Origin of the sequence: Rathayibacter sp. VKM Ac-2927 (genome assembly GCF_022815525.1) — a bacterium.
Taxonomy (GTDB): domain Bacteria; phylum Actinomycetota; class Actinomycetes; order Actinomycetales; family Microbacteriaceae; genus Rathayibacter; species Rathayibacter festucae.
This window is the reverse complement of the sequence record NZ_JALGRT010000002.1, coordinates 367,135-388,736: the sequence shown is the minus strand read 5'-3', so window position 1 is coordinate 388,736 and position 21,602 is coordinate 367,135. Positions and strand designations below refer to the sequence as shown.

Sequence of the window (21,602 nt, the reverse complement as noted above, 5' to 3'; positions counted from 1 at the left end):
CTCCGGCGTGTCGTGTCACATCGGCGGCTCCCCGGCCGTCGAACAGGAGAGAGGCCCACCCGGGCCACGACAGAAGGAGCACCCGATGAAGACCATGACCTGCCGCCAGCTCGGCCGACCCTGCGATCTCGAGCACCGCGGCGACTCGGCCGACGTCGTCATCAACCTGCAGGACCGGCACCTGCGCGACGCGGTGAAGGCCGGCGACGCCGTCCACGAGGAGGCGCGCAACGACATGAAGAACCGCTGGCGCCACCCCGTGCAGTCGATGGGCTGGTACAACGGCGCCAAGCGCACGTTCGCCGAGCTGCCCGAGGGCTGACCCTGCCGGCGCCGGGGTCGACCCGGCGTCAGGCGGGCAGCAGGCCGATGATCACGGCCATCACGAGGATCGTGACGAGCTCGTGCGTGATGTTCAGGATCGTCAGCTTGGCCGGGCGGCCCTCGAAGGCGTCGTGGGTGATCATCCGCGCGGCGGTGAAGCCGGCGAAGAGGAACAGCCCGGTGATCAGCGAGTTCGCGAACCAGCTGCCGCCGTAGAAGGCGTGCGCGATGTCGACGCAGCCGGCCAGGACGAGCGCGGTGACGAGGCTGACCACGACGGTGACGAGGATCGGGACGACCGCGCTGCGGCTGCTCATCTGCTCCCGGCTGATGCCGGCCAGCCGCATCCAGAGCGTGCCGAAGACCTTCGGGGTGTACCAGATCGAGCCGACGAGCATCGTCGACAGGGTGGCGAGTCCGACCGCCCACGGGTTGATGTCGGGGACCACGGCGGCCGCCTCTCGGTGTCCCGGTCGCGCGGGGATCGCAGCGGCGGCGGGTGCGCTCACCTTAGCGGCGCGCCGGTTCCCGGGGCGGCTCCGCGACCGGACGCGGAACGGGCCCTGGCACCCACGCGGGGCCCGTCTCCCGTCCACTCGCAGTCGGAGCCGCGCGCGAGTGGACGGGGATCGGGCTCTGCTCCGGGCACAGGGCCCGGTTCGGGTCCGTTCGCGTGAGATTCCCCTGCTCAGCGGCGGCTCATGGGATCTGCTCCGGCTCGTGGGATCTGCTCCGGCTCGTGGAATCGACTCGATCCGGCGAGCCGAGCCTCGTTCCACGTGCCGGAGGTCCACCCGCATCGGCCTCGGCTCGCAGGAACAGCCTCGGCTCGTGAGAACCGGCCGATCCCACGAGCCGGACCCGGATCCACGTGCCGAACGTCACGAGCGCCACCGCCGATGCCCAGCTCCGGCTCGCGGAATCACCTTCGGCTCGTGGAATCCTCCCGATTCAGCGAGCCGGACTGCGTTTCGCCAGCCCGAGGTCCGTCGCCGACTCGCGCTGCATCGTCACCGCGTCACAGCGCAGGCGCGCGGACCGAGGCGTCAGGAGCCCTGTCTCGATGCTCCACTCGCGGTACGCAGTCGCCGTCGGGCGAGAAGCCAGCCCGCGCAGAACGCCAGCACGAGCAGCCCGAGCACGATCAGCGCGGCGGCGGTCGCCAGGCCCGGAGTGACGACCATCGTCCCGGGCGAGAACATCGTCTCCGAGAGCGGGGCGTACGCGAACCAGCCGAACGACACCTCGCGCGGAGTGGTCGCCGCCACGACGATCCCGCTCACGACGAGCAGCGCGCCCGCCGCCGGTAGGAGCCACCGCCTCGTCCTCATGCTCCCTACGGTAGGGGGCGGGCGCTGCCCCGGCGGCACCGGCTACGGCGAGACCATCCCGCCATTGACGTTCAGCGTCTCGCCGACCACGTAGCTCGACTCCGCCGACGCGAGGAAGACGTAGGCGGGCGCCTGCTCGGCCGGCTGCGCGGCGCGGCCCATCGGCGCCTCGCTCGAGCCGAACTCGGGCAGGCTCTCCGGGTCGACGCCCGCGGTCACCTGCAGCACCGACCAGGTCGGCCCCGGCGCCACGACGTTCACGCGGATGCCCTTCGACGCGAGCTGCTGGGCGAGCCCCTTGGACAGGTTGTTGATCGCGCCCTTGGTCATCGCGTAGTCGAGGCGGTCGGGCGCGGGCTTGTGCGCCTCGGCCGAGGCCGTGTTGATGATGGTGGAGCCCGCGGGGAGGTGCGGGAGCGCCGCCTTGATGATGCGGAACGGCGCGAAGACGTTGATCGCGAACGTCGTCTCGAACTGCTCGTCGCTGAGCTCGAGGACGTCGTCCTGCCAGACCTGCTTGCCGGCGACGTTGACGACCGTGTCGAGGCCGCCGAGCCCCTCGACGGCCTTCGCCACGAGGTCCCGGCAGTACTGCGCGTCGGTCAGGTCGCCCGGGATCGTCACGGCGGTGCGGCCGGCCGCGCGGATCAGCTCGACGACGTGCTGCGCGTCCTCCTCCTCGTCGGGGAGGTAGGCGAGCGCGATGTCCGCGCCCTCGCGGGCGAAGGCGATCGCGACCGCCGCGCCGATGCCGGAGTCGGCGCCCGTGATCAGCGCGCGCCGCCCGGTCAGGCGGCCGGTGCCGCGGTAGCTGTCCTCGCCGAGGTCCGGGACCGGGGTCATCCGCGACTGGAGGCCGGGCTCGGGCTGCTGCTGCACCGGCGGCGTGACGTTCGGGTACTGCGTGGCGGGGTTGGTGAAGGTGTACTGGTCGGGCATGGGGTCCTCCGGGGTCGTCGAGCGGGCGGGGCGCCGTCGTTCCGCGGCACCGGCCCTCCTCGACGCTAGCCGCGGCCCGCGTGCCGGCGGAGGAGCTTGACGGCCGCCCTAGTCGTACTGCGGCGTCTGCCGTCCACCCCCGGGCGATACGGTCGTAGTCATGCCGTCCCGCCCCGTCTCCGCCGCGAAGCGCCGCCTGGCCATCTCGGCCTTCATGCTCGTCTTCGGCATCGGGATGGCCTCCTGGGTCGTGCGGACCCCGGCGGTCCGCGACCTGCTCGCCGCGTCGACCGCCGAGATGGGGCTCGTCCTGCTCGGCCTCTCGGTCGGCTCGATGAGCGGAGTCCTGTCCTCCGCCGCCGTCGTCCGCCGGCAGGGGGTGCGCTTCACCGTCGTGATCGGCGGCGCCTCCTTCGTCACCGGCATCGCGCTGACCGGCGTCTTCGCCGAGCTCTCCACCCCGTTCGGCGTCGCGGCGGGCCTCGCCCTCGTCGGCTTCGGGATCGGCATCTCCGAGATCGCGCTCAACGTGGAGGGAGCGGCGCTCGAGACGCTCACCGGCCGCTCGGTCCTCCCTGCGCTGCACGGCTTCTACAGTCTCGGCACCGTCACCGGCGCGGTCGCGGGCATCGGCTTGACGGCGATCGACTTCCCCGTGGTCTGGCAGCTCGTCGGAGTCGCGGTCGTCGCGCTCGCGCTGCTGCTCACCGTCATCCGCTCCATCCCGGTCGAGACCGGTCGGGTCGAGCGCGCCGTCGCCGGCGCTCCCCGCGAGAAGGTCCGCTCGACGCCGGTCTGGCAGCAGCCGCGCGTGCTGATGCTCGGCCTGATCGTGCTCGCCCTGGCGCTGGCCGAGGGCTCGGCGACCGACTGGCTGCCGCTGCTCATGGTCGACGGCCACGGCGTCTCCGCCACCGTCGGCACCGTGGTGTTCACCGCCTTCGCCGCGGCGATGACCGTCGGCCGCTTCCTCGGCACCCCCCTGCTGGCCCGCTTCGGCAAGGCGACCGTGCTGCTGGCGAGCACCCTCGTCTCGGCGGTCGGGATCGGCATCGTCGTCTTCGCCGACAACGCCGTCGTGGCCGGCGCGGCCGTCGTCCTCTGGGGCCTGGGCGCGGCCCTCGGCTTCCCGGTCACGCTCTCCGCCGCGGGCGAGAGCGAGGACCCGACCTCCGCCGTCGCTGCCGTCGCGACCGCCGGCTACATCGCCTTCCTCGTCGGCCCGCCCCTGCTCGGCTTCCTCGGCGAGCACTTCGGCCTCCGCGGCGCGATGGCCGTCGTCCTCGTGCTGGTCGCCCTCGCCTCGCTGCTCACCTCGGCCGCGAAGCCCCGCGTCCCGCGCGAGCCCGTCCCGGCCTGACCGGCGCGCCCTCGGCCGCCGATCGCTCCGCGAACCCTGCCGATCGCGCAGCCAGCGGACCGGGCCCGCGCATGCGTACCGAGGAGCCCGCGCAGCGGGCCCGCCCATGCTGATCGACCAGCCCGCCGAGCGGCCCTGCCCATGCTGATCGACCAGCCCGCCGAGCGGCTCTGCCCATGCTGATCGAGTAGCCCGCGGAGCGGGCGTATCGAGATCCACCACCGTCAGCACCTGAGTCTGCAGACCCGCCCTGCCGGTGACGGCGGGTCTCGATACGCCCCTGCGGGGCTACTCGACCAGCAAAGGCTGCGGGCAGCTCTTCCAAGTGGATCCGCCGGCAGGCCCGGCCTCAGGCCGTCGCGTCCGCGACCACCCAGGGGAAGGCCTCGGCCTTCGAGCGGGCGCCCTGGCGGGCCTTCGAGCGGTTCGGCTCCTCGACGTCCGCGAGCAACCGCTCGGACTGGCGGACGAGCTCGGCGAAGCGCTCGGTGTCGAGCCAGTCCGGGCGCATCGCGAAGACGAGGTCCTCGGTGGCGGTGTTGCCGCTCGCGCCGGGAGCGAACGGGCAGCCGCCCAGACCGCCGAGCGCCCCGTCGACGACGGTCGCGCCGGCGCGGACGGCGCTCAGCGCGTTGACGACGCCGGCTCCCCAGGTGTCGTGACCGTGGAAGACGATCTCGCGCGGCGGCGTCTCGGCGGCGACCCGGGAGACGAGCGAGAACACCTGCTCGGGGTGGGCCTGGCCGAGGGTGTCGCAGATCACGACGTCCTCGGCGCCCGCCGCACGCGGGTCGTTCGCGATCGCGAGCACCCGCTCCTCCGGCACCGGGCCCTCGAAGGGGCAGGTGAAGGACGTGGCGATGCAGAGCTGGATGCGCCCGCCCACCGCGTGCGCGAGGGCGACGGCGTCGGGCATCGCCTCGAGGCTGGCCTCGGTGCTGCGACCGATGTTCGCCCGGTTGTGGGAGTCGGAGGCCGAGAGGCAGTACTGGAAGTTGCGCGCGCCGGCCGCTGCCGCTCGCTCGATGTGGCGCGGGGTCGCCACCCAGACCCAGCAGTGCTCGAGCTCCTCGGCGGTCAGCGCCGCGACGACCTCGAGGGTGTTGGCCATCGGCGGCACGAGATCGCCCCGCGCGAGCGAGCCGATCTCCAGCTCGGGGACGCCCGCCGCGAGGAGCGCCCGGACCAGCTCGACCTTGCGCTCGGTCGAGAGGAGCTTGCCGGTCAGCTGCAGTCCGTCGCGGAGGGTGACGTCGCGCAGCCGGACGGTGCGGTCGGTGGCGGTCATCGGGTCTCCTCCGCCACCGCGTCGTCGATCGGCTTCCGTCCGAGCATCGCCAGGACCTCCTCGGTGTCGTGGCCCAGCGCGGGCGCGAGCGTGCGGATGGGGAGCGAGCGGTCGCCGAGCACCGGGACGATGCCGGGGAAGCCCACGCCCTCGATCGTCCCGGCGCCCGTGTCGACGTCGAACTTCTGGATCATGCCGCGGGCCGCGTACTGCTCGTTCGTGCTGATGTCCGCGGCGGTGAGGATCGGGCCCGAGGGCACGCCGTGCTCGTCGAGGATCGCGAGCGCCGCGTCCGAGGTCGTCGTGGCGGTCCAGGCGGCGATCGCGGCGTCGAGCTCGTCGCGGCGGCGCCAGCGGCCGTCGTTGGTGAGCAGGTCCGGGTCCTCGGCCAGGTCGGCGCGGTCGATGATCGCCATCAGGCGCTGGAAGATCGCGTCGCCGTTGGCCGCGACGACGATGCTGGAGCCGTCGCCGCAGACGTAGGCGTTCGTCGGCGCGATGCCCTCCATCCGGCCGCCGACGCGCTCCCGGACGATGCCGTGCGCCTGGTAGTCGGGGATGAGCGACTCCATCATCGAGAACATCGCCTCGTTGAGCGCGACGTCGATCACCCGCTCGACCAGCGGTGCCGGGCCGAGTCCGGCGGCGCGGCGGGTCTCGCGCTGGAAGAGCGCCATCATCACCCCGTATCCGGCGTAGAGGCCGGCGATGGAGTCGCCGATCGAGACGCCGACGCGGACGGGCGGGCGGTCCGGATCGCCGACCAGCTCGCGGAAGCCGCCCATCGCCTCGGCGACCGCCGCGAAGCCCGGCCGGCTGGAGAGCGGACCGGTCTGGCCGAACGCCGAGATGCGGCCGATGACCAGCTCGGGGTTCGCCTCGTTCAGCACGTCCGGTCCGATGCCCCAGCGCTCGAGGGTGCCCGGACGGAAGTTCTCGAGGACGACGTCGCACTCGGCGGCGAGCCCGCGGACGGCGTCGCGGCCCTCCTCCGTGCGCAGGTCGAGCGCGACCGAGCGCTTGCTGCGGTTGAGGGTGTGGAAGAGCATCGACGTCGTCGATCCGGGGTGCAGCCGCCACTTGCGCAGCTCGTCGCCCGTGCCGGGGCGCTCGACCTTGATCACGTCGGCGCCGAAGTCGGCGAGAAGGCGGCCCGCGGTGGGGGCGGCGATGAAGTTGCCCAGCTCGAGCACGCGGACGCCGGCGAGCGGAGCGGGAGAGGGAGTCGGAGCGGAGGGAGGTGCGGTGGTCATCACGGCCTTTCGGTCTCCACGAGCGTGCCACGGATCCCGCGCGCCGTCGCCGTCCGGCGCAGGAGACGCCACTCCTCCCCAACGGTGCGGATCGCGGAGCTCTCCACAGTTCGCTCCCGTGGCCCTCTGCCGTGTGGAGGCGAGCAGTACTTTCCTCCCGATGGGGCTGGACCACCGCCCCGGCGCAGGCCCCACGCCACGTCCTCCGGCGCTGATCCGGGTCGGCACCCCCTCCCTCGGAAAGGCACGAACGATGACCCACCCCCACGACGAGCTCCCGCTGCGGATCACCGAGCGCTTCGCCCTGCCCGACGGCCGCGTCGGCGTCAGCGCCTGGTCGGCGAGCGACCCGGAGCAGCTCGAGCAGCAGCTCCGTACCCGGGCCGGCCGCGCCGATCCGGAGCGCGAGCCCGGCCGACGCCTGCACCTCGTCCGCCCGCCGCTCGTGCGCATCGAGGAGCGGATCGACGGCGTCCTCCAGCCGATCGACCCGCTGCAGCGCGCGGTGGTCGACGTCCGCTGGCGCACGGCGCTGACCCGCTCGCGTCGACCTGCCCGGCTGCGCCGACTCGTCGGCCCCCGTGACCTCCCCACGACCGAGCCCCCGTCGGACGTCGCCCGCTGGACCGAGCGGCGCCCGCCGGGGGAGCACCCGGCCGACGGAGAGGAGGCCCCGCTCAGCCCTTGACCGCCCCGGAGTTCGTACGCTTCGCCATGCTCGCTTCGCCGACCGTGTGGCGCCGACAGGCGGAGTGGCCCGACGCGAAGAGCGGGCAGAGCGGCCGTCAAGATCGGCTCGCTCTGCCCGCTCTCGTGGGGCCTGGGTGGAATGTCTCACTCGAACCGTGGCCTACTTGAGCAAGGAGGTGACAGTGTCTTCAGCGTCCCCACCGCCTGAAGTGACCGAAAGCGCCGACGCCGGTCCCGAGGAGGCCTACGGCGGTGAGGAAGATCCACCAGCTCGGCTTGCACTCCGCGGCGGCGGAGAACATGAACCCTCTTCCGGTTCTACTGCCCACGCCGACGGAATTCGACGAAAGCGCTGTACCCGGTCGTGAGCAGCATGATCCCGAAGAGAACGATCCACCACGCGGGTCGGTTCTCGGCGGCGGCGAGGAAGACGAACAGGCTGCCGATCGCGAACATGGTGAGAGCGAACGGCGAACTGTTCCTCTTCTCAGGAGTCAAAGCAGGCCTGCTTTATCGAGATCACCCCGGCCAGTTCCAGGACCAGATCGCCGGCGGCGTTGATGATCGCCTGCCGCCGCTTCTCCGCGTTGGAGGTGGTCTTCCATGCGCGATAAATCACCTCGAAGGCTTTCTGAATGTTTCCGAACCGGGACACCAGGGAGGCGACCTTGTTCGCAATGTTCGCGTTCACTGCCACGGCACCGGCCACTGCGGCCACACACGCGGCCCACCCCCAGGCGTCGCTCGGGTCGGCGATCACGGGGAAGGCAGTCGCCTCGTCGAACTCCACCGTCTGGACGAGGGTGTTCCCGTCCAGGGTGAAACTCGTGCCGACAGGACTGCCCAGGGCGTCGTAGGCCCAGGGGATCTCGTAGCCACCGAGCAGATCACCCGCGGCCGATAGGACGGCGACCGACCCGTCGGGCTCGACGGTCGCGCTGGCGCCGGCGGGAAGCGAGAGGGGGAAGCGGTAATCGTGGGCCGCATCGGCGGAGTCCACCTGGATCAGCGTCTGCGTGCCCTTCTCCGTCGCATAGCTGCTGATCGCTGCGTCACCGAGGGTCGTCGTCAGCACCGGCTCGCCTGCTCCGTCGAAGAGACCGTCCGGGAGAGTGCCCGGGTCGACCACCGCGGAGGACGACACCGCGCCGGGGAGGGTGATGCCCACGGATACCGCTCCGGCGTCGGTCACCACAGTGGTGGTCGCGGGAACGACCTCGGTCGAGAAGTCGGCCGCCGGAGATGGTTCAGTTCTCTCGACTCTAGGGATCGCCTGCGCTGGACTCGCTGCGGCGAGGACGACCGCTGCCGCGATCACACTCGACATGACGACGGTGAAGACCGTTCTGTGATTCTTCTGCATGACCATTAGCTGCACTCCTTCGTGACTGAATGACCGAGGTCTTCGAGCCTGCGAAGAGACTTCGGTCCCGCCCTTCGCGGTTGATCAGGAAGAATACGAGGATGTTTCGCCTTGTGCGGCCGTGATCATGCTCCGCCGGTTATTCGTGCATCTGCGAGGCGACCGAGGCCTCCCGCGCAGTGGTCGATCTCTCCGCCACGCAGTCGTCGCCGTCGACGCAGTGCCGGCGGAATCCGCAGGACCGCGGGCATCGGCGGGTCTCGAGTGTGGCGAGGCCCCCTCGCTTGAAGGCGGTGCTGCGGCGCGTCGAGACGGGCCCGATACTTCGCGCCACGGAAGGTGGCGGCGCAGGATGCGGCAGGGAGGTCATCGGGAGGGAGGCCGACGGCGGTCGTCACTGTCCAGCGGACATCGGAGGCGGCGAGTGTCGCTGGAGCAGGGCGCTTCGTCGGCGCGGCGCGGAACGCGCGCAGAACCGCCGCCCGACGCCTCCTCGGGGTTCCGAAGGGAGTCCGGCGGCGGCGGGACGGAGGTGAGGGCAAGCCGGCCCCGCTCAGCCCTTGACCGCTCCGGACGTCATGCCGGCGACGATCTGGCGGTTGAAGAAGATGTACATCACCAGCGGCGGGATGGTGATGAGCAGCACGTCCATGAAGAGGAGGTTCCAGGACGACACCGACTGCGACGAGAAGTTGTAGAGCGTGAGCTGCACGGTCGCGTTGTCGTCGCCGGGCAGGAAGTACAGCGCGTAGGTGAAGTCGTTGAAGACCGTCACGGCCTGCACGACGATCACCGTCACGATCACCGGCTTCAGCAGCGGCAGCACCACCGTGAAGAAGAGGCGGAAGGGACCGGCGCCGTCGATGGTCGCCGCCTCGTCCAGCTCGCGGGGGATCGTCGAGACGAAGGCGCGGAACAGGAGGATGCAGAAGGAGAGGCCGAACGCGACGTGCACCGCGATCAGGCCGGGCAGCGTCTTGAAGAGCTCGAGGCCCTGCAGGACCCAGATCGTCGGGACGACGGCGGGCGGGATGATCAGGCCGGCCAGGACGAAGCCGTTGACGAGCGGGTTCCACTTCGAGCGGCGGCGCTGGAGGACGTAGCCGACCATCGCGGCCAGGACCACCATCACCGTGACGGAGACGATCGTCAGGATCGCGCTGTTCGCGAAGGCCCGCAGCAGCACGAAGTTCCGCGCCGAGACCACCTCCTGCAGGTTCTCGAGGAACACCCACTGCGTCGGCAGGGTGAAGCCGAGCAGCGACGACTCCTGCTGCGTCTTCGCGGCGGTGAGCACGATGAAGAGGAAGGGGACGATGAAGACGAGGACGGCGAGGACGATGGCGAGGATCCCGCCGCCGTAGCGCCAGGTCCGGGAGCCGCGACCGACACCGCGCTGGCGCACCTTCGCGCGCAACGGGTCGTCCTGGAGCGGGGTCGGCGAGAGCGGGGCGGGCGTGAGCGGCGTGGTGGTCACAGCTCCTTGTCCTTCCGGTTGAGCCAGGCCGACAGCGGGAAGATCAGCGCTGCGACGACGAGGAAGAGGATGACGTTGCCGGCGGTCGAGAGTCCGTAGAAGCCGGCCTGGTACTGCTTGTAGATGACCGAGGCGACCACGTCGCTGGTGAAGCCCGGCCCGCCCTTGGTCATCGCCCAGATCAGATCGAACGAGCGCAGCCCGCCGATCAGCGAGAGCAGGATCACCGTCACGGTGGCGGGGCGCAGCAGCGGCAGCGTGATGTGCCGGAAGTTGTGCCAGGCGCCGGCGCCGTCGACGCGGGCGGCCTCGAAGTAGTCCTGCGGGATCGCGACGATGCCGGCGATGTAGATGAGCGTCGCGAGTCCGACGCCCTTCCAGACGTCGACGAGTGCGACCGAGAAGAGCGCCCACTGCGGGTCGGTGAGCCAGCCCGGGCCGGCGAGGCCGATCGTCGCGAGGCCCTGGTTGATGAGGCCGTCGAACGGGTCGAGCAGCACCTTGAAGGTGATGCCGATGCCGATCGTCGACACCAGCACCGGGAAGAACACCACGCTGCGGAGGAAGCCGCGGCCGATGATCTGCGAGCTCAGCAGCACGCCGAGGGCCATGCCGAGCACGATCTTCAGGCCAGAGGTGATCGCCGCGTAGATGAAGGTGTTGACGAAGCCGGTCGTCAGCGCCGGGTCCTGGAAGAACTCGACGAAGTTCTCGAAGCCGATGAAGGTCGAGTCGAAGAGCGTCCAGCGGGTGAGGGAGAAGTAGAGGGAGGCGACCGTCGGGACGAGGAACAGGACCACGTAGAAGACCCCGGCCGGGAGGTAGAACCACGTCGGGTACGGGCTCTTCATGGCCTTGCGCCGTTTCGGCGGCTCGGGGGAGCGGGAGGATTCGGAGCGCCGGGCCGGGCGCTTCTCCATCGTTGCGGTCATCAGATCTCCGTCGATCGGCCGGGGGAGGGGTGGGAGGGCGGTGCGCCCGGGGGAAGGGGCCGGGAGCGGAGGGGCTGCCTCCGCTCCCGGCCCCCGCGGCTCACCAGCCGTCGAGGCCGAGCTGCTTGGCCTGCTTCGTGACGTCGTCGTCGTACTGCTGAGCACCCTCCGCGGCGGGCGTGATGCCCGAGCCGACGGCGACGGTGATCTGCTCGAGCGCCGGTCCCTTGATCGGCGAGAGGAACTCGAGCGCGAGGCCCGTGTCACCGCTGTCGAAGTAGGGCTGCATGTCCGACACGAGGGCGGGCACGTCGTCGGGCAGCGTGCAGCCGTCGATCACGAACGGACCCTGGGGCGCCGCGATCTCGCTCTGGATGTCGCAGCTCTCGGGGGTGACCAGGAAGGCCATCAGCTTCTTGGCGCTCTCGAGCTTCGCGCCCTCGGTCGACTTGGGCACGTAGACCGCGTTGGGCTGCCAGACGGTCAGCGGGTTGGAGTCGGCGGACTCGCCGGGCAGCGGGAAGAGGCCGACCTTGTCGAGCGAGTCCGGGTAGTTCTGGATCAGCGGGCCGGCCGCGAAGGTCAGCATCGGGTACTGCGCGCCCTCGCCGGTCGCGACCATGCGGACGCCGTCGTCGTAGGTGGCCGAGGCGTAGTCCTCGTTCACCAGCCCTGACTCGGCGACCTGCTGCAGGTGCTCGAAGCCGGCCAGCGCCGGCTCGTCGACATACTTGGCCTCGTTGGCCGTGTACTGGGTCGCCCACTCCGGGTCCTGCTCCAGCACGTTGGCGAAGTCGCCGAGCACGAAGAGCTGCGAGGTCCAGGTGTCGCCGTAGGTCTGGATGATCGGCGCGACGTCGCCGGCGGCCTTGATCTTCTCGCTGTTCGCGATGAACTCGTCCCAGGTCTTCGGCACGGTCAGGCCGAGCGAGCTGTAGACGTCCTTGTTGTAGAGGACCGCGCCGCCCATCGCCTGGCCGAGCGGGATGCCGTAGAGGTCCGAGTCGGTCGAGACCACGGTGCGGAAGCCCTCGTCGAGCGAGTCGACCCAGGGCTCGTCCGAGAGCGGCGCGAGGTTCTGGTCGGGGTTCAGCGCCTGGAACAGCGAGCCCGAGTTGTAGGCGAAGACGTCGTTCATCTCGCCGGTGGCGAGGCGCGTCTTGATCAGGTTGTCGCCCTCGCTGCCCTGCGGCCGGGTCTCGATGTCGAGGGTGATGCCGTCGTTCTCCTCCTCGAACTTCGTCTTCAGCGCGTCCCAGAGCTCGACGGTCGCCGTCTGGTTGTCGATGAGCACGCTCAGCGTGGAGCCGTCGGCGGAATCGCCGCCTCCTCCTCCGGTGCTGCAGCCGGTGAGCGCGAGAGCGAGAGCCGCTCCTCCTGCGCCGAGGGCGAGCACTGCTCGCCGGTTCTGTCGGGTCGACATCACTACCTCCATGTAGGGACAACTTCTTCGTTGCGGGGGTGCCCGGGGGCTGTCGTCCTGCTCGCCGGGCCGTTCGGAAGGCCGGGCCGCGGGGCGACGCAGGGAGAACCTACGTCCGTGTCGTGAAACGTGTCAACGAAATCGGGCAAATTCGTGGATCGATCTACACGATCGAGAATGAACCGTTACAGTGGCGTTCGCGGAGGCCCCGATCGGGGCGCGTCCGCCACGGCACGCACAGCACGACAGGCAGCGCGAGGAGGCGATGATGAGCTCGATCGAGACCGGCCACACCGGCCCCGCGACCATCCAGGACGTCGCGCTGCACGCCGGCGTCTCGCGGGCAGCGGTCTCCAAGGTCATCCGCAACGCCTACGGCGTCAGCGCCTCGATGCGGGAGCGGGTCACCGCCGCGATCGAGGAGCTCGACTACCGGCCGAGCGTTGCGGCTCGCGCCATGCGCGGGGCCAGCTTCACCATCGGCGTCGAGGTGCCCTCGCTCGGCAACTCCTTCTTCAACCGCATCGTCACCGGCGCCTCCGCCGCGCTCGAGGGCAGCCGCTACCAGCTGATCGTCGCTCCCGCGCAGAGCGACTCCGGCGAGGGCTTCCGCGCGATCGAGGCGCTCTTCGACCGCCAGGTCGACGGGATGATCGCCGTCTCGCCGATGGTCGAGCCCGCCTGGCTCGAGCGGCTGGCCGCCCGCACGCCGATCGTGATGCTCGGCCGGCACGACGACTCCACCGGCTACGACACCGTCACCAACGACGACGTCGCGGGGACCGACCTCGTCCTCGATCATCTACTGGAGCTCGGGCACCGCCGCATCGCGCACCTCACCATCAGCGACGACATCACCAGCCGGGTCGCCGCGGCGCCGCACTCGGTGCGCCTCGTCCGGTACCGCGAGCGGATGGTGTCGGCCGGTCTCGCGGACGAGCTGCAGGTCGTCCACCTCGGCACGGAGCGCCTCGACGCCTACGAGCGCTCGCTCGAGCTCCTCCGCTCGCCCGACCGGCCGACCGCCGTCTTCGCGGGCAACGACGCGCTCGCGCTCGACGCGCTCTGGGCGCGCGACGAGCTCGGGCTCACCGCGGCCGACGTCGCGATCGTCGGCTACGACGACATCGAGGTCGCCGGGCACCCCGGGATCTCGCTGACGACCGTCGACCAGTCGGGCGAGGAGCTCGGCGACCGCGCCGTGCGCCTCCTGCTCGAGCGCCTCGAGGGCCGGACCGAGCCGGTGCACTTCCAGCTCACCCCCGTGCTGCGCATCCGCTCCTCCTCCGCGCCGGGCGCCCCGCGCCACCGGCCGACCGCCCACGACCACCCCTGACACCCCGACCACTCCGACCACTCCGACCACCCCGACCACCCCGACCACTCCTGACAGAAGGACGATGATGATCGACTGGACCGCCCGCTTCACGGCGCCCGCCGCCGCCCTGGACGCCGCCCCGCTGCTCCGCCGCGAGACCGCCCTCGAGACCGGGCACGGCGACGTCGTCTCCGCGACCCTCCGCCTCTCGGCGCTCGGCATCGTCGAGGCCTGGATCGACGGCGAGCCCGTCTCGGACGAGCTCTTCACTCCCGGCTGGACGAGCTACGAGTGGCGCCTGCGCTACTCCGAGCACGACGTCACGAGCCTGATCTCCAGCGACTCCGTGGTGCTCGCCCTCGCGCTGGGCGACGGCTGGTACCGCGGCCGGCTGACCTGGGGCGAGGGTGCCGAGCCCTACGGCACCGAGATCGCCGGCTTCGCCGAGCTGCGGATCACCTTCGCGGACGGCGCCGAGCAGGTCGTCGCGACCGACGACTCCTGGCGCGCCGCGACCGGATCGACGACCGCCGACAGCATCTACGACGGCCAGGACATCGACGCCCGCCTCGAGCCGCAGGGCTGGAGGAGCGCCGGCTTCGACGACTCCGCCTGGACGCCCACCCGCGAGCTCGACGTCGACCTGTCGACGCTCGAGCCCTACATCGCGCCGCCGGTCCGCCGTCTGCGCGAGGTCGCGCCGCAGAAGATCTGGACGAGCCCGTCCGGCCGCACCCTCGTCGACTTCGGCGAGAACCTCGTCGGCTGGCTGCGCGTCGAGGTCACCGGCCCGGAGGGGAGCGTCGTCACGCTGCGCCACGCCGAGGTCCTCGAGGACGACGAGCTGGGCGTCCGCCCGCTGCGCGAGGCGAAGGCCACCGACCGCTTCACCCTCTCGGGCGGCGCGGACGTCTTCGAGCCGACCCTCACCTTCCACGGCTTCCGCTATGCCGAGGTCGAGGGCTGGCCTGGAGCGGAGATCGCCGACGGCGCCCTCACCGCGGTCGTCGTCTCCAGCGACCTGCGCCGGATCGGCACCTTCCGCAGCTCCGACGACCTCGTCAACCAGCTGCACGACAACGTCTACCGCGGCATGGTCGGCAACTTCCTCGACGTGCCGACCGACTGCCCGCAGCGCGACGAGCGCCTCGGCTGGACCGGCGACATCGCCGCCTTCGCCTCGACCGCCGTCTACCTCGCCGACGCCGAGGACTTCCTCCGCGACTGGCTCCGCGACCTCGCCCTCGAGCAGGCGCACCACGACGGCGCCGTCCCGTTCGTCGTGCCGGACGTGCTGAAGCGCCGCGCGGCCGAGACCAGCTTCCCGCCCATGGACTCCACCGCGCTGTGGAGCGACGCCGCGGCCTGGGTGCCGTGGGCGGTCTGGGAGGCCTACGGCGACCCGGTCGTGCTCGAGGAGTCGTTCGCGTCGATGGCCTCGCACGCCCGCCGGGTGCGCTCGAAGCTCTCCGACTCGGGGGTCTGGGACACCGGCTTCCAGTTCGGCGACTGGCTCGACCCCGACGCCGCGCCCGACAAGCCCGCCGACGCGAAGGCCGACACCGGCGTCGTCGCCACGGCCTGCGCCTACCGCACCGCTCGCATCGTCGCCGAGAGCGCCGCCGTGCTCGGCCGCACCGAGGACGAGCGGGAGTTCACCGAGATGGCGGCCGAGCTGCGTGCGGCCTTCCGCGCGAAGTACGTCGCCGATCAGCGCGTCTTCAGCGACTGCACGACCGTCTACTCCCTCGCGATCGTCTTCGGCCTGCTCGACGACGACGAGCTCGGCTGGGCCGGCGTCCGCCTCGCCGAGCTGGTGGCCGAAAGCGGCTACACGATCTCGACCGGCTTCGCGGGCACGCCCTTCATCACCGACGCGCTCTCCTCGACCGGGCACATCGACGCCGCCTACCGCCTGCTGCTGCAGCGCGAGTGCCCGTCGTGGCTGTACCCGGTGACGATGGGCGCGACCACGGTCTGGGAGCGCTGGGACTCGATGCTGCCCGACGGCACCATCAACCCCGGCGAGATGACGAGCTTCAACCACTACGCGCTCGGCGCCGTCGCCGACTGGCTGCACCGCGTTGTCGGCGGCCTGGCGCCGCTGGAGCCCGGCTACTCCCGCCTGCTGGTCGCACCGCAGCCCGGCACCGACCTCGACTGGGCGGAGTCCACGCTCGAGACCCCGCACGGCCTGGCCTCGGTCCGCTGGGACCGCCGCGGAGACGCGATCGAGCTGGCCGTCACTGTCCCGGAGGGCGCGACCGCCGTCGTCCGCACGGCCGGCACCGAGGACCGCGAGCTCGCCTCGGGCGCGCACACGCTGACGCTCTGAGTGCGAAGGGCCCGACGCTTCCGAGCGTCGGGCCCTTCTCCCTCAGACCTCCGCGATGTGGTCGCGGACGAGGGTGCCGAATCGCCCTCTCGGAACGGGAGAACCGCGGAGCATCAATTTGAGCCCGGGCGATCCGGCGATGCGCCGGAGTGCCACTGCCGCATCGCGCCGCGCCCCGGACTGCGCATCCTCGCCGATCCTCCACCCGCCGATGTCCTCCGCTCGGTGCGCATCTCTGATCTCCATCAGGTTGTAGATGTCGACGAGATCCTTCTGGGCGCGGCGCGACTCGTAGGCGAGTGCTTTGATGATCAGCGCTCGCTCGACGCCGGGGACCCGAGTCGAGAACGCGAGGTGCGTCTCGTCGAGCAGGACTGCCGTCACGCCGAGTTCGAGCGTTCCGTGCAGTGCCAGATCCAGACCGGGCGCGCTGTCGAATCCCCGGCCGCCGTGCTCGGTGCTCTCGAACCTTCCCGTCAGGGACGGCACCAGGACATCGATCACCCGCGCACCCGAGGTGTAGTGGTTGCCTGCACCTGGCGTGTACCCGAGCCCGATCAGCACGTCGTGCAGCGTCCCCTGGGCGGCGATGAGCGGGGACACGGCGGCATCCGCGTCGGCGGTCCGGCGCGCGATCGATCCCGGACTCGGGTACGCACCGCAGAGCAGTGCCACCATCTGCCCGCCGACGATGCAAGCGTCTTCCATGTCGGCGATCGCGAGCGACGCGTCCTTCAGGGCGTGGAGCGCGGCGTCATCGGCTCCGGACGTCGAGGGAAGGACGACGGACCTCATCTGAACCACGCCAGCTCCTTGTCGAGGAGGCGATCAACGGCCTCGTCCACGTCGGAACCGCCGGTCCGCTTCAGATCCCAGGCGGCGATGAGCGGGTCGACCGTCCTCCCGGTCGGATACCACGCGGTCGCCGTCGCCCAGAGAGTCCGGTCCGCCGGAACGACGACCCGCAGCGTGGCCTCAGGGGAATCCGTCTCCGCGAAGCCCGACGACTCCAGCGGGAGGCTGCTCTCCGCGTACAGGACGGCGGACGTCGGGATCCTCCAGGGGGCGATCGCGTCGGCGGCGCTGTCGCCGGAGAGCAGTGCCCTCGGGCCCGACTTCCAAGCGCGTTCAGCCTGTTCGATCACCGGCCGGCTCGAGTACCAGAGCTGCGAGAGGCCGCCTGCGCCCGGATAGTCCGTGAGGAACCGGTCGAGGAGTGAGCGGGGGTCGCGCGCGATCCATCCTCGGGTGGTCTTCTCCGCCAGGCCCGAGTCGGCTGCGAGCAGATTCGAGACGGTCACCTGCGAGACGCCGCACTCGCGCGCCAGGTCTGTCTGGAACCGAGGTTCGGGCGTCCTGGTCAGGACTCGCTGGAGCGCGAAGAGCGCGGAGGACACGCGCCGGTGCCCGCTGTTCGGCTGCCGATCGTCCGCTGCCGGGGTGAGTTCTTCTCCGCGAAGGATGACGACTCCATCGGTGGTGCCGAAGAGCGCCACTCGAGGATCGGCGAGCGCGACACGTCGGCTGATGCTGTTGATCCGGGGGGTCACGAATCCGATCGTCGTTCCTGCAGCCGCCGCCGCCACCTGCTGGCGCATTTCGCGCGCGGTGGGGGGACGGGACAGGAAGACGAGGCGCACATCGATCCGCGCTCCGGAGGGAGGGGTGATCTGCACGTCGCGCGGGCTGAGGATGCGCGCTGCTGCTCCTGCGTCCGAGAGCAGCTCCTGGAGCGGTATCGCAGCGTCGACTCGGGTCATGAAGGCAGGATATAACCGTTTGAACGATTCTGTTCAGAAGATTATATCTGACTGTTTGCTGGGTAGTCCTCAACGCGTCGCGCGTCACGCCGCGACGGCGTCCTCCAGCGGGTCGGTAGGCTCGTCCGGCTCGAAGGAGTCCGGCTCGGCGAGGACCGCGACCGGCGCCAGAGGGGCCATAGCCTCGGAGTCCGCGTCGTCCCGCACCGGTGCCGCGACCTCCGCCAGGCGTACGCGCTCGACCGCTGCGATCAGCACGGCGAAGGCGACCTCGAGGGTGTCGGTGTCGCGCAGCAGGACGCGCTCGCCGGTCGCGGCGTCCAGGCGCAGGGTGCGGAAGACGGGCTGCGGCAGGTCGTCGGCGAAGGTGATCAGGCCGTGGACGACACCGGTGCGGCGGGCGCGGGCGATCCAGCGGTTGGAGTGGGTGCGGAGAAGGATCATGACCGGGACCGTCCTGGCTGCTGGTGGTGCGCGGTGAGGGGGGGAAGTGGATCCTCTCCGAGCATCCTGCACAGGAGCCCCGTGCGCCTGTGCTTGACAGAAGAGTCCTCGCGCGTCAGCGCACCCGGGCGCGCGCACCGGCCGCCGCGCGCAGGGCCTCGACGAACTCCGGCACCACCGGATTCCCGGTGTCGCGCACGAGCACGCCGATCTCGCGGACGGCCCGCGGGTCGTCGATCGGGATCTCGCGCACGCCGTCCTCGATCGACGACGGGCTCGGCGGCAGGATCGTCAGACCGAGGCCCGCCGCGGCCAGCCCGCGCGCGGCCCGGTAGTCGCCGACCTCGAAGGCCGGCTCGGGATCGCGCCCCTCGAAGGTCAGCAGTCGCCGGGCCGACTCGTGCAGTCCGTAGCCGGGCGAGAGCATGATCAGGTCGAGGCCGCGCAGCTCCGCCACCGTCACGGAGCGGCGGGAGGCGAGCGGGTGCCGGTCGTCGACGACGGCGAGCAGCGGCTCCATGTAGAGCGTGGTCGTGGTGGTGCCCGGCAGCTCCGGCGGGTCGGCGACGATCGCCAGCTCCGACTCGCCGTCGGCGACCGCCCGCAGGCACAGCGCGCGCGAGCCGTGGCGGAGGCCGAAGCCGACGCGCGGCCAGCGGCGGCGGAAGCGCCGGATCACGTCGGGCACGAAGGTCTCGCCGAGCAGGGTCTGGAAGGCGATCGCGATGCGGCCGTCCTCGAGGTCGCGGGCCTGCTGCACCTCGGTCAGGCCCGCGCGGATCAGCGCGAGGCCGTCCTGCGCGACGTCCGCGAGCCGCCGGCCGGCCTCGGTGAGCACGACGCCTCGGCCCTCGCGGCGGACCAGGGGAGCGCCGACCAGCTCCGACAGGCGCGCGAGCGAGCGGCTCGCGGTGGGCTGCGGCACGCCGAGCTCGGCGGCCGCGGCGGTGACGCTTCCGGTCTGCGCGACGGCGACGAGCGTCGGCAGCAACCGGAGGATCGCGGGCTCATCCATGCTTCCAGCGTATAGGTCGGCACGCGACAGGCATTGGTCATGCGTTCGCCGCGGTTCTAGCCTCGGAGGATGAGCACCAGCGTCCGCCCCGCCGTCGACGCTCCTCCCGTCTCCCAGCGCCGGCTGACGATCGCCCTCCTCGCCGCGGGGCTCGCGACCTTCGCCGAGCTCTACGCCGTGCAGGGCGTGCTCCCGCAGTTCTCGCGCGAGTGGGGGATCTCCGCCTCGGACGCCGCGCTGACCGTCTCGGCGGCGACCGTCGGGCTCGCGCTCATGGTGCTGCCCTGGGCGTCGATCGCCGAGCGGATCGGACGGCTGGAGTCCATGCGGATCGCGGTGCTCTCCTCCGTGGTGCTCGCCCTGCTCGCCTGCGTCGCACCGTCCTTCGAGGTGCTGCTCGTGCTGCGGTTCCTCAGCGGAGCGGCGCTCGGCGCGGTGCCGGCGCTCGCCGTGGCGGCGATCCACGACCGGGTCGGCGGGGCGGGCGCGACCGCCGCCGCGGCGGCCTACGTCTCCGGGACGACGCTGGGCGGAGCCGCCGGACGGCTCCTCGCCGGTCCGCTCGCGAGCGCGGTCGGCTGGCGGGGCGCGCTGCTCGCCGTCACGATCGTCTGCGCGCTCGCTGCCGTCGCGTTCGTCCTGCTCGCTCCCAGAGGCGGTGTCGTGCGGGCGCCGCGGAGCGAGGGCGGCTGGCGCGGGAAGATCGCGCAGGTGCTCCGCGACCCGGTCCTGCTCGCGGTCGCCGCGCAGACGTTCTTCGTCGTCGGCGTGTTCGTCGCGGTGTACAACTACCTGGCGTTCCGGCTCGAGGCCGCGCCGTTCGCGCTGCCGCCGGCGCTCGTCTCGCTGCTCTTCCTCACCTATCTCGCCGGGACCGCGACCTCCCGGCTCGCCGGTGTCTGGGCGCCGCGCCTGGGCCCGCGAGTCGTGATGCGGATCGGCGTCGCCGCGATGATCGTCGGGCTGCTCGTGATGCTCTCCGAGCTGATCGTGGTCGTCGTCATCGGGCTCGTCCTCTTCTCGGCCGGCTTCTTCGCCGTGCACGCCACCGGCGCGGCCTGGACCGGCGCGCGAGCGGCCCCCGCCCTCCGCGGCCACGCCGGCGCCGTCTACACGATCGCCTTCTACCTGGGCTCGGGCGTCGGCGGCTGGCTGCTCGGCTTCGTGGTCGAGGCGGGTGGCTGGGGCGCGCTGACCGCGGTGATGATCGCCCTGCTGCTCGTCGGCGCCGGCTGCGTGAGCCTGCCGAGCCGCGCGAGCGTCGTCTCCGTGCGCTGAGCGCCGCGCTCGCCGTTCGTCGCGGGTCTGCGACAGGATGGGGGCTCGCGCACGGAGTGGGGGACTTCATGACCGACAGCACCCGGACGGATCCGCGGTTCCATCCCGCCTATCAGCGGGGGTATCAGGGGCAGGGGGCGCCGAGCGCCTCCGTGGCGCCGGCGGAGGAGCGGTTCCGCCGGCCGCGCGGAGGCGATACGACCGAGGGCCGGCGCCGCTCGACGACCGTGGAGGACGCTCGACCGCTTCGAGTGCGGCGACCGAGTTCCGCGCTGCGTCCAGAGCCCGTCCTTCCGTCGGCCGCCCCGCCGCTGCCGAGTACCTCCGCTGCGGTCGTGGGGGACGGCGAGCAGGTGCCGATCGACGACGTCGCGACGGAGTCCGGTCCGGCATCGCCGCGAAGGCCGTCCGCGCTCGATCGCCGGATCCCGATCGCGCTCGCTGTGCTGGGCGTGCTCTTCCTGGTCTCCGGAGTGGGTCTGATCTGGTCCGCCACGTCGTCGATCTACGGGAGCATCGGAGTCCAGCCGAACGAGTTCGATCAGTTCGTCGGCGCGATCACCAACTACCTGGCCGGCCCTGCCATCACCATCGGGCTGCTCTCGATCGGCGCGGCGATCGCGCTGCGGGCGGCACGCTCATGAGCGGCCGCGGTGGCTGGTGGCCCCTGCTCCTGGGCTACACCGCCCTGCTCTGGGCGCTGGCGCTCGGGGCCTGCTGGGTCTCGGCCGTGCAACCCGACAACTGGAGCTACACCGAGGGCGACCAGGTTCCGCTGGCCGCGATCGTGTCCACTCTGCTCTGGCCCGGTGCGCCGGCACTCGGCACAGCGGCCTTCGCCATGACAGCGACGGCCCTCGCGATCGGGCTCCTGCGCGCCGGCCGGGGTGCCATCGCCGAGGATGTCGACGGTGACGCGGAGGAGGACGTCGAGCTCGGCGAGGGTGTGCTCGTCGAGCTGCTGCCCGCGGGAGGCGGTCGCGGACCCTCCTGACGATGCGGTCCCCTCCACAGGCGGCCGTGCGACAGGATGGAACTCCGAGTGCACGAGGCGGGGGCGGTCATGGTCGAC

General features: G+C 71.5%; 22 protein-coding genes. 8 read left to right on the top strand and 14 right to left on the bottom strand.

The annotated features are described in order from the left end of the window. Window positions 1–85: 85 nt before the first annotated feature. The gene (locus MT353_RS07035) at window positions 86–322 is read left to right on the top strand and encodes a hypothetical protein (RefSeq protein ID WP_243623960.1); all 237 of its coding nucleotides are present in this window, start codon (window positions 86–88) and stop codon (window positions 320–322) included. Between the two features lie 28 nt (window positions 323–350). Here the strand turns inward: MT353_RS07035 and MT353_RS07030 are convergent, their stop codons facing one another. The 3 genes from MT353_RS07030 to MT353_RS07020 form a co-directional block, all read right to left on the bottom strand. Further along, window positions 351–773, bottom strand: a complete 423-nt coding sequence (locus MT353_RS07030) for a DUF1761 domain-containing protein (RefSeq protein ID WP_123736655.1) — start codon at window positions 771–773, stop codon at window positions 351–353. Between the two features lie 597 nt (window positions 774–1,370). Further along, on the bottom strand, window positions 1,371–1,655 hold the full coding sequence (locus MT353_RS07025) for a hypothetical protein (RefSeq protein ID WP_243623959.1): 285 nt from the start codon (window positions 1,653–1,655) through the stop codon (window positions 1,371–1,373). A 42-nt stretch (window positions 1,656–1,697) separates the two neighbouring features. Beyond that, the gene (locus tag MT353_RS07020; protein WP_127887522.1) at window positions 1,698–2,594 is read right to left on the bottom strand and encodes an SDR family oxidoreductase; all 897 of its coding nucleotides are present in this window, start codon (window positions 2,592–2,594) and stop codon (window positions 1,698–1,700) included. Window positions 2,595–2,754: 160 nt separating this feature from the next. On the opposite strand from MT353_RS07020, the gene MT353_RS07015 reads away from it, so the two are divergent. Next, window positions 2,755–3,954, top strand: coding sequence for an MFS transporter (locus tag MT353_RS07015; RefSeq protein ID WP_243598187.1), 1,200 nt, complete (start codon window positions 2,755–2,757; stop codon window positions 3,952–3,954). A 349-nt stretch (window positions 3,955–4,303) separates the two neighbouring features. Here the strand turns inward: MT353_RS07015 and MT353_RS07010 are convergent, their stop codons facing one another. Further along, entirely contained in the window at window positions 4,304–5,242 is a 939-nt protein-coding gene (locus tag MT353_RS07010) for a hydroxymethylglutaryl-CoA lyase (protein WP_243623958.1), read from the bottom strand. Beyond that, on the bottom strand, window positions 5,239–6,495 hold the full coding sequence (locus MT353_RS07005; RefSeq protein ID WP_243623957.1) for a CaiB/BaiF CoA-transferase family protein: 1,257 nt from the start codon (window positions 6,493–6,495) through the stop codon (window positions 5,239–5,241). Before MT353_RS07005 ends, MT353_RS07010 begins: the two co-directional genes overlap by 4 nt. A gap of 253 nt (window positions 6,496–6,748) precedes the next feature. On the opposite strand from MT353_RS07005, the gene MT353_RS07000 reads away from it, so the two are divergent. Further along, complete coding sequence (locus MT353_RS07000; RefSeq protein WP_243623956.1) at window positions 6,749–7,183, top strand: hypothetical protein; 435 nt, start codon at window positions 6,749–6,751, stop codon at window positions 7,181–7,183. A 320-nt stretch (window positions 7,184–7,503) separates the two neighbouring features. Here MT353_RS07000 and MT353_RS06995 read toward each other — a convergent pair whose 3' ends face one another. The 5 genes from MT353_RS06995 to MT353_RS06975 all read right to left on the bottom strand — a co-directional run bounded on the left by MT353_RS06995 (window position 7,504) and on the right by MT353_RS06975 (window position 12,380). After that, window positions 7,504–7,641, bottom strand: coding sequence for a hypothetical protein (locus MT353_RS06995; RefSeq protein ID WP_243598191.1), 138 nt, complete (start codon window positions 7,639–7,641; stop codon window positions 7,504–7,506). Window positions 7,642–7,672: 31 nt separating this feature from the next. Then, on the bottom strand, window positions 7,673–8,554 hold the full coding sequence (locus tag MT353_RS06990) for a hypothetical protein (RefSeq protein WP_243623955.1): 882 nt from the start codon (window positions 8,552–8,554) through the stop codon (window positions 7,673–7,675). Window positions 8,555–9,101: 547 nt separating this feature from the next. Continuing rightward, window positions 9,102–9,899 (bottom strand): carbohydrate ABC transporter permease, encoded by a 798-nt coding sequence (locus MT353_RS06985; protein ID WP_372487890.1) that lies wholly within the window; start codon window positions 9,897–9,899, stop codon window positions 9,102–9,104. A 122-nt stretch (window positions 9,900–10,021) separates the two neighbouring features. Further along, window positions 10,022–10,957 carry a carbohydrate ABC transporter permease gene (locus MT353_RS06980; RefSeq protein ID WP_243623954.1) on the bottom strand — a complete coding sequence of 312 codons (936 nt, stop codon included), beginning with the start codon at window positions 10,955–10,957 and terminating at the stop codon, window positions 10,022–10,024. Window positions 10,958–11,057: 100 nt separating this feature from the next. Then, the gene (locus tag MT353_RS06975; protein ID WP_243623953.1) at window positions 11,058–12,380 is read right to left on the bottom strand and encodes an ABC transporter substrate-binding protein; all 1,323 of its coding nucleotides are present in this window, start codon (window positions 12,378–12,380) and stop codon (window positions 11,058–11,060) included. 268 nt (window positions 12,381–12,648) lie between these two features. Between MT353_RS06975 and MT353_RS06970 the strand changes: the two genes are divergently transcribed. Next, the gene (locus tag MT353_RS06970) at window positions 12,649–13,716 is read left to right on the top strand and encodes a LacI family DNA-binding transcriptional regulator (RefSeq protein WP_243623952.1); all 1,068 of its coding nucleotides are present in this window, start codon (window positions 12,649–12,651) and stop codon (window positions 13,714–13,716) included. Window positions 13,717–13,780: 64 nt separating this feature from the next. After that, entirely contained in the window at window positions 13,781–16,033 is a 2,253-nt protein-coding gene (locus MT353_RS06965; RefSeq protein ID WP_243623951.1) for an alpha-L-rhamnosidase, read from the top strand. A 42-nt stretch (window positions 16,034–16,075) separates the two neighbouring features. On the opposite strand, the gene MT353_RS06960 is transcribed toward MT353_RS06965, so the two are convergent. The 4 genes from MT353_RS06960 to MT353_RS06945 all read right to left on the bottom strand — a co-directional run bounded on the left by MT353_RS06960 (window position 16,076) and on the right by MT353_RS06945 (window position 19,252). After that, a complete protein-coding gene (locus MT353_RS06960) occupies window positions 16,076–16,828 on the bottom strand; it encodes a hypothetical protein (protein WP_243623950.1) in 753 nt (250 codons plus the stop codon). Next, on the bottom strand, window positions 16,825–17,673 hold the full coding sequence (locus MT353_RS06955; protein ID WP_243623949.1) for a hypothetical protein: 849 nt from the start codon (window positions 17,671–17,673) through the stop codon (window positions 16,825–16,827). Before MT353_RS06955 ends, MT353_RS06960 begins: the two co-directional genes overlap by 4 nt. Window positions 17,674–17,877: 204 nt before the next feature. After that, entirely contained in the window at window positions 17,878–18,237 is a 360-nt protein-coding gene (locus tag MT353_RS06950; RefSeq protein ID WP_243598199.1) for a hypothetical protein, read from the bottom strand. A 115-nt stretch (window positions 18,238–18,352) separates the two neighbouring features. Next, complete coding sequence (locus tag MT353_RS06945) at window positions 18,353–19,252, bottom strand: LysR family transcriptional regulator (RefSeq protein WP_243623948.1); 900 nt, start codon at window positions 19,250–19,252, stop codon at window positions 18,353–18,355. Between the two features lie 69 nt (window positions 19,253–19,321). Here MT353_RS06945 and MT353_RS06940 point away from each other — a divergent pair, with 69 nt between their 5' ends. The 3 genes from MT353_RS06940 to MT353_RS06930 all read left to right on the top strand — a co-directional run bounded on the left by MT353_RS06940 (window position 19,322) and on the right by MT353_RS06930 (window position 21,524). After that, complete coding sequence (locus MT353_RS06940) at window positions 19,322–20,530, top strand: MFS transporter (protein ID WP_243623947.1); 1,209 nt, start codon at window positions 19,322–19,324, stop codon at window positions 20,528–20,530. Between the two features lie 335 nt (window positions 20,531–20,865). After that, window positions 20,866–21,174 carry a hypothetical protein gene (locus MT353_RS06935; protein ID WP_243623946.1) on the top strand — a complete coding sequence of 103 codons (309 nt, stop codon included), beginning with the start codon at window positions 20,866–20,868 and terminating at the stop codon, window positions 21,172–21,174. Continuing rightward, on the top strand, window positions 21,171–21,524 hold the full coding sequence (locus tag MT353_RS06930) for a hypothetical protein (RefSeq protein ID WP_243598202.1): 354 nt from the start codon (window positions 21,171–21,173) through the stop codon (window positions 21,522–21,524). Before MT353_RS06935 ends, MT353_RS06930 begins: the two co-directional genes overlap by 4 nt. Window positions 21,525–21,602 lie beyond the last annotated feature (78 nt).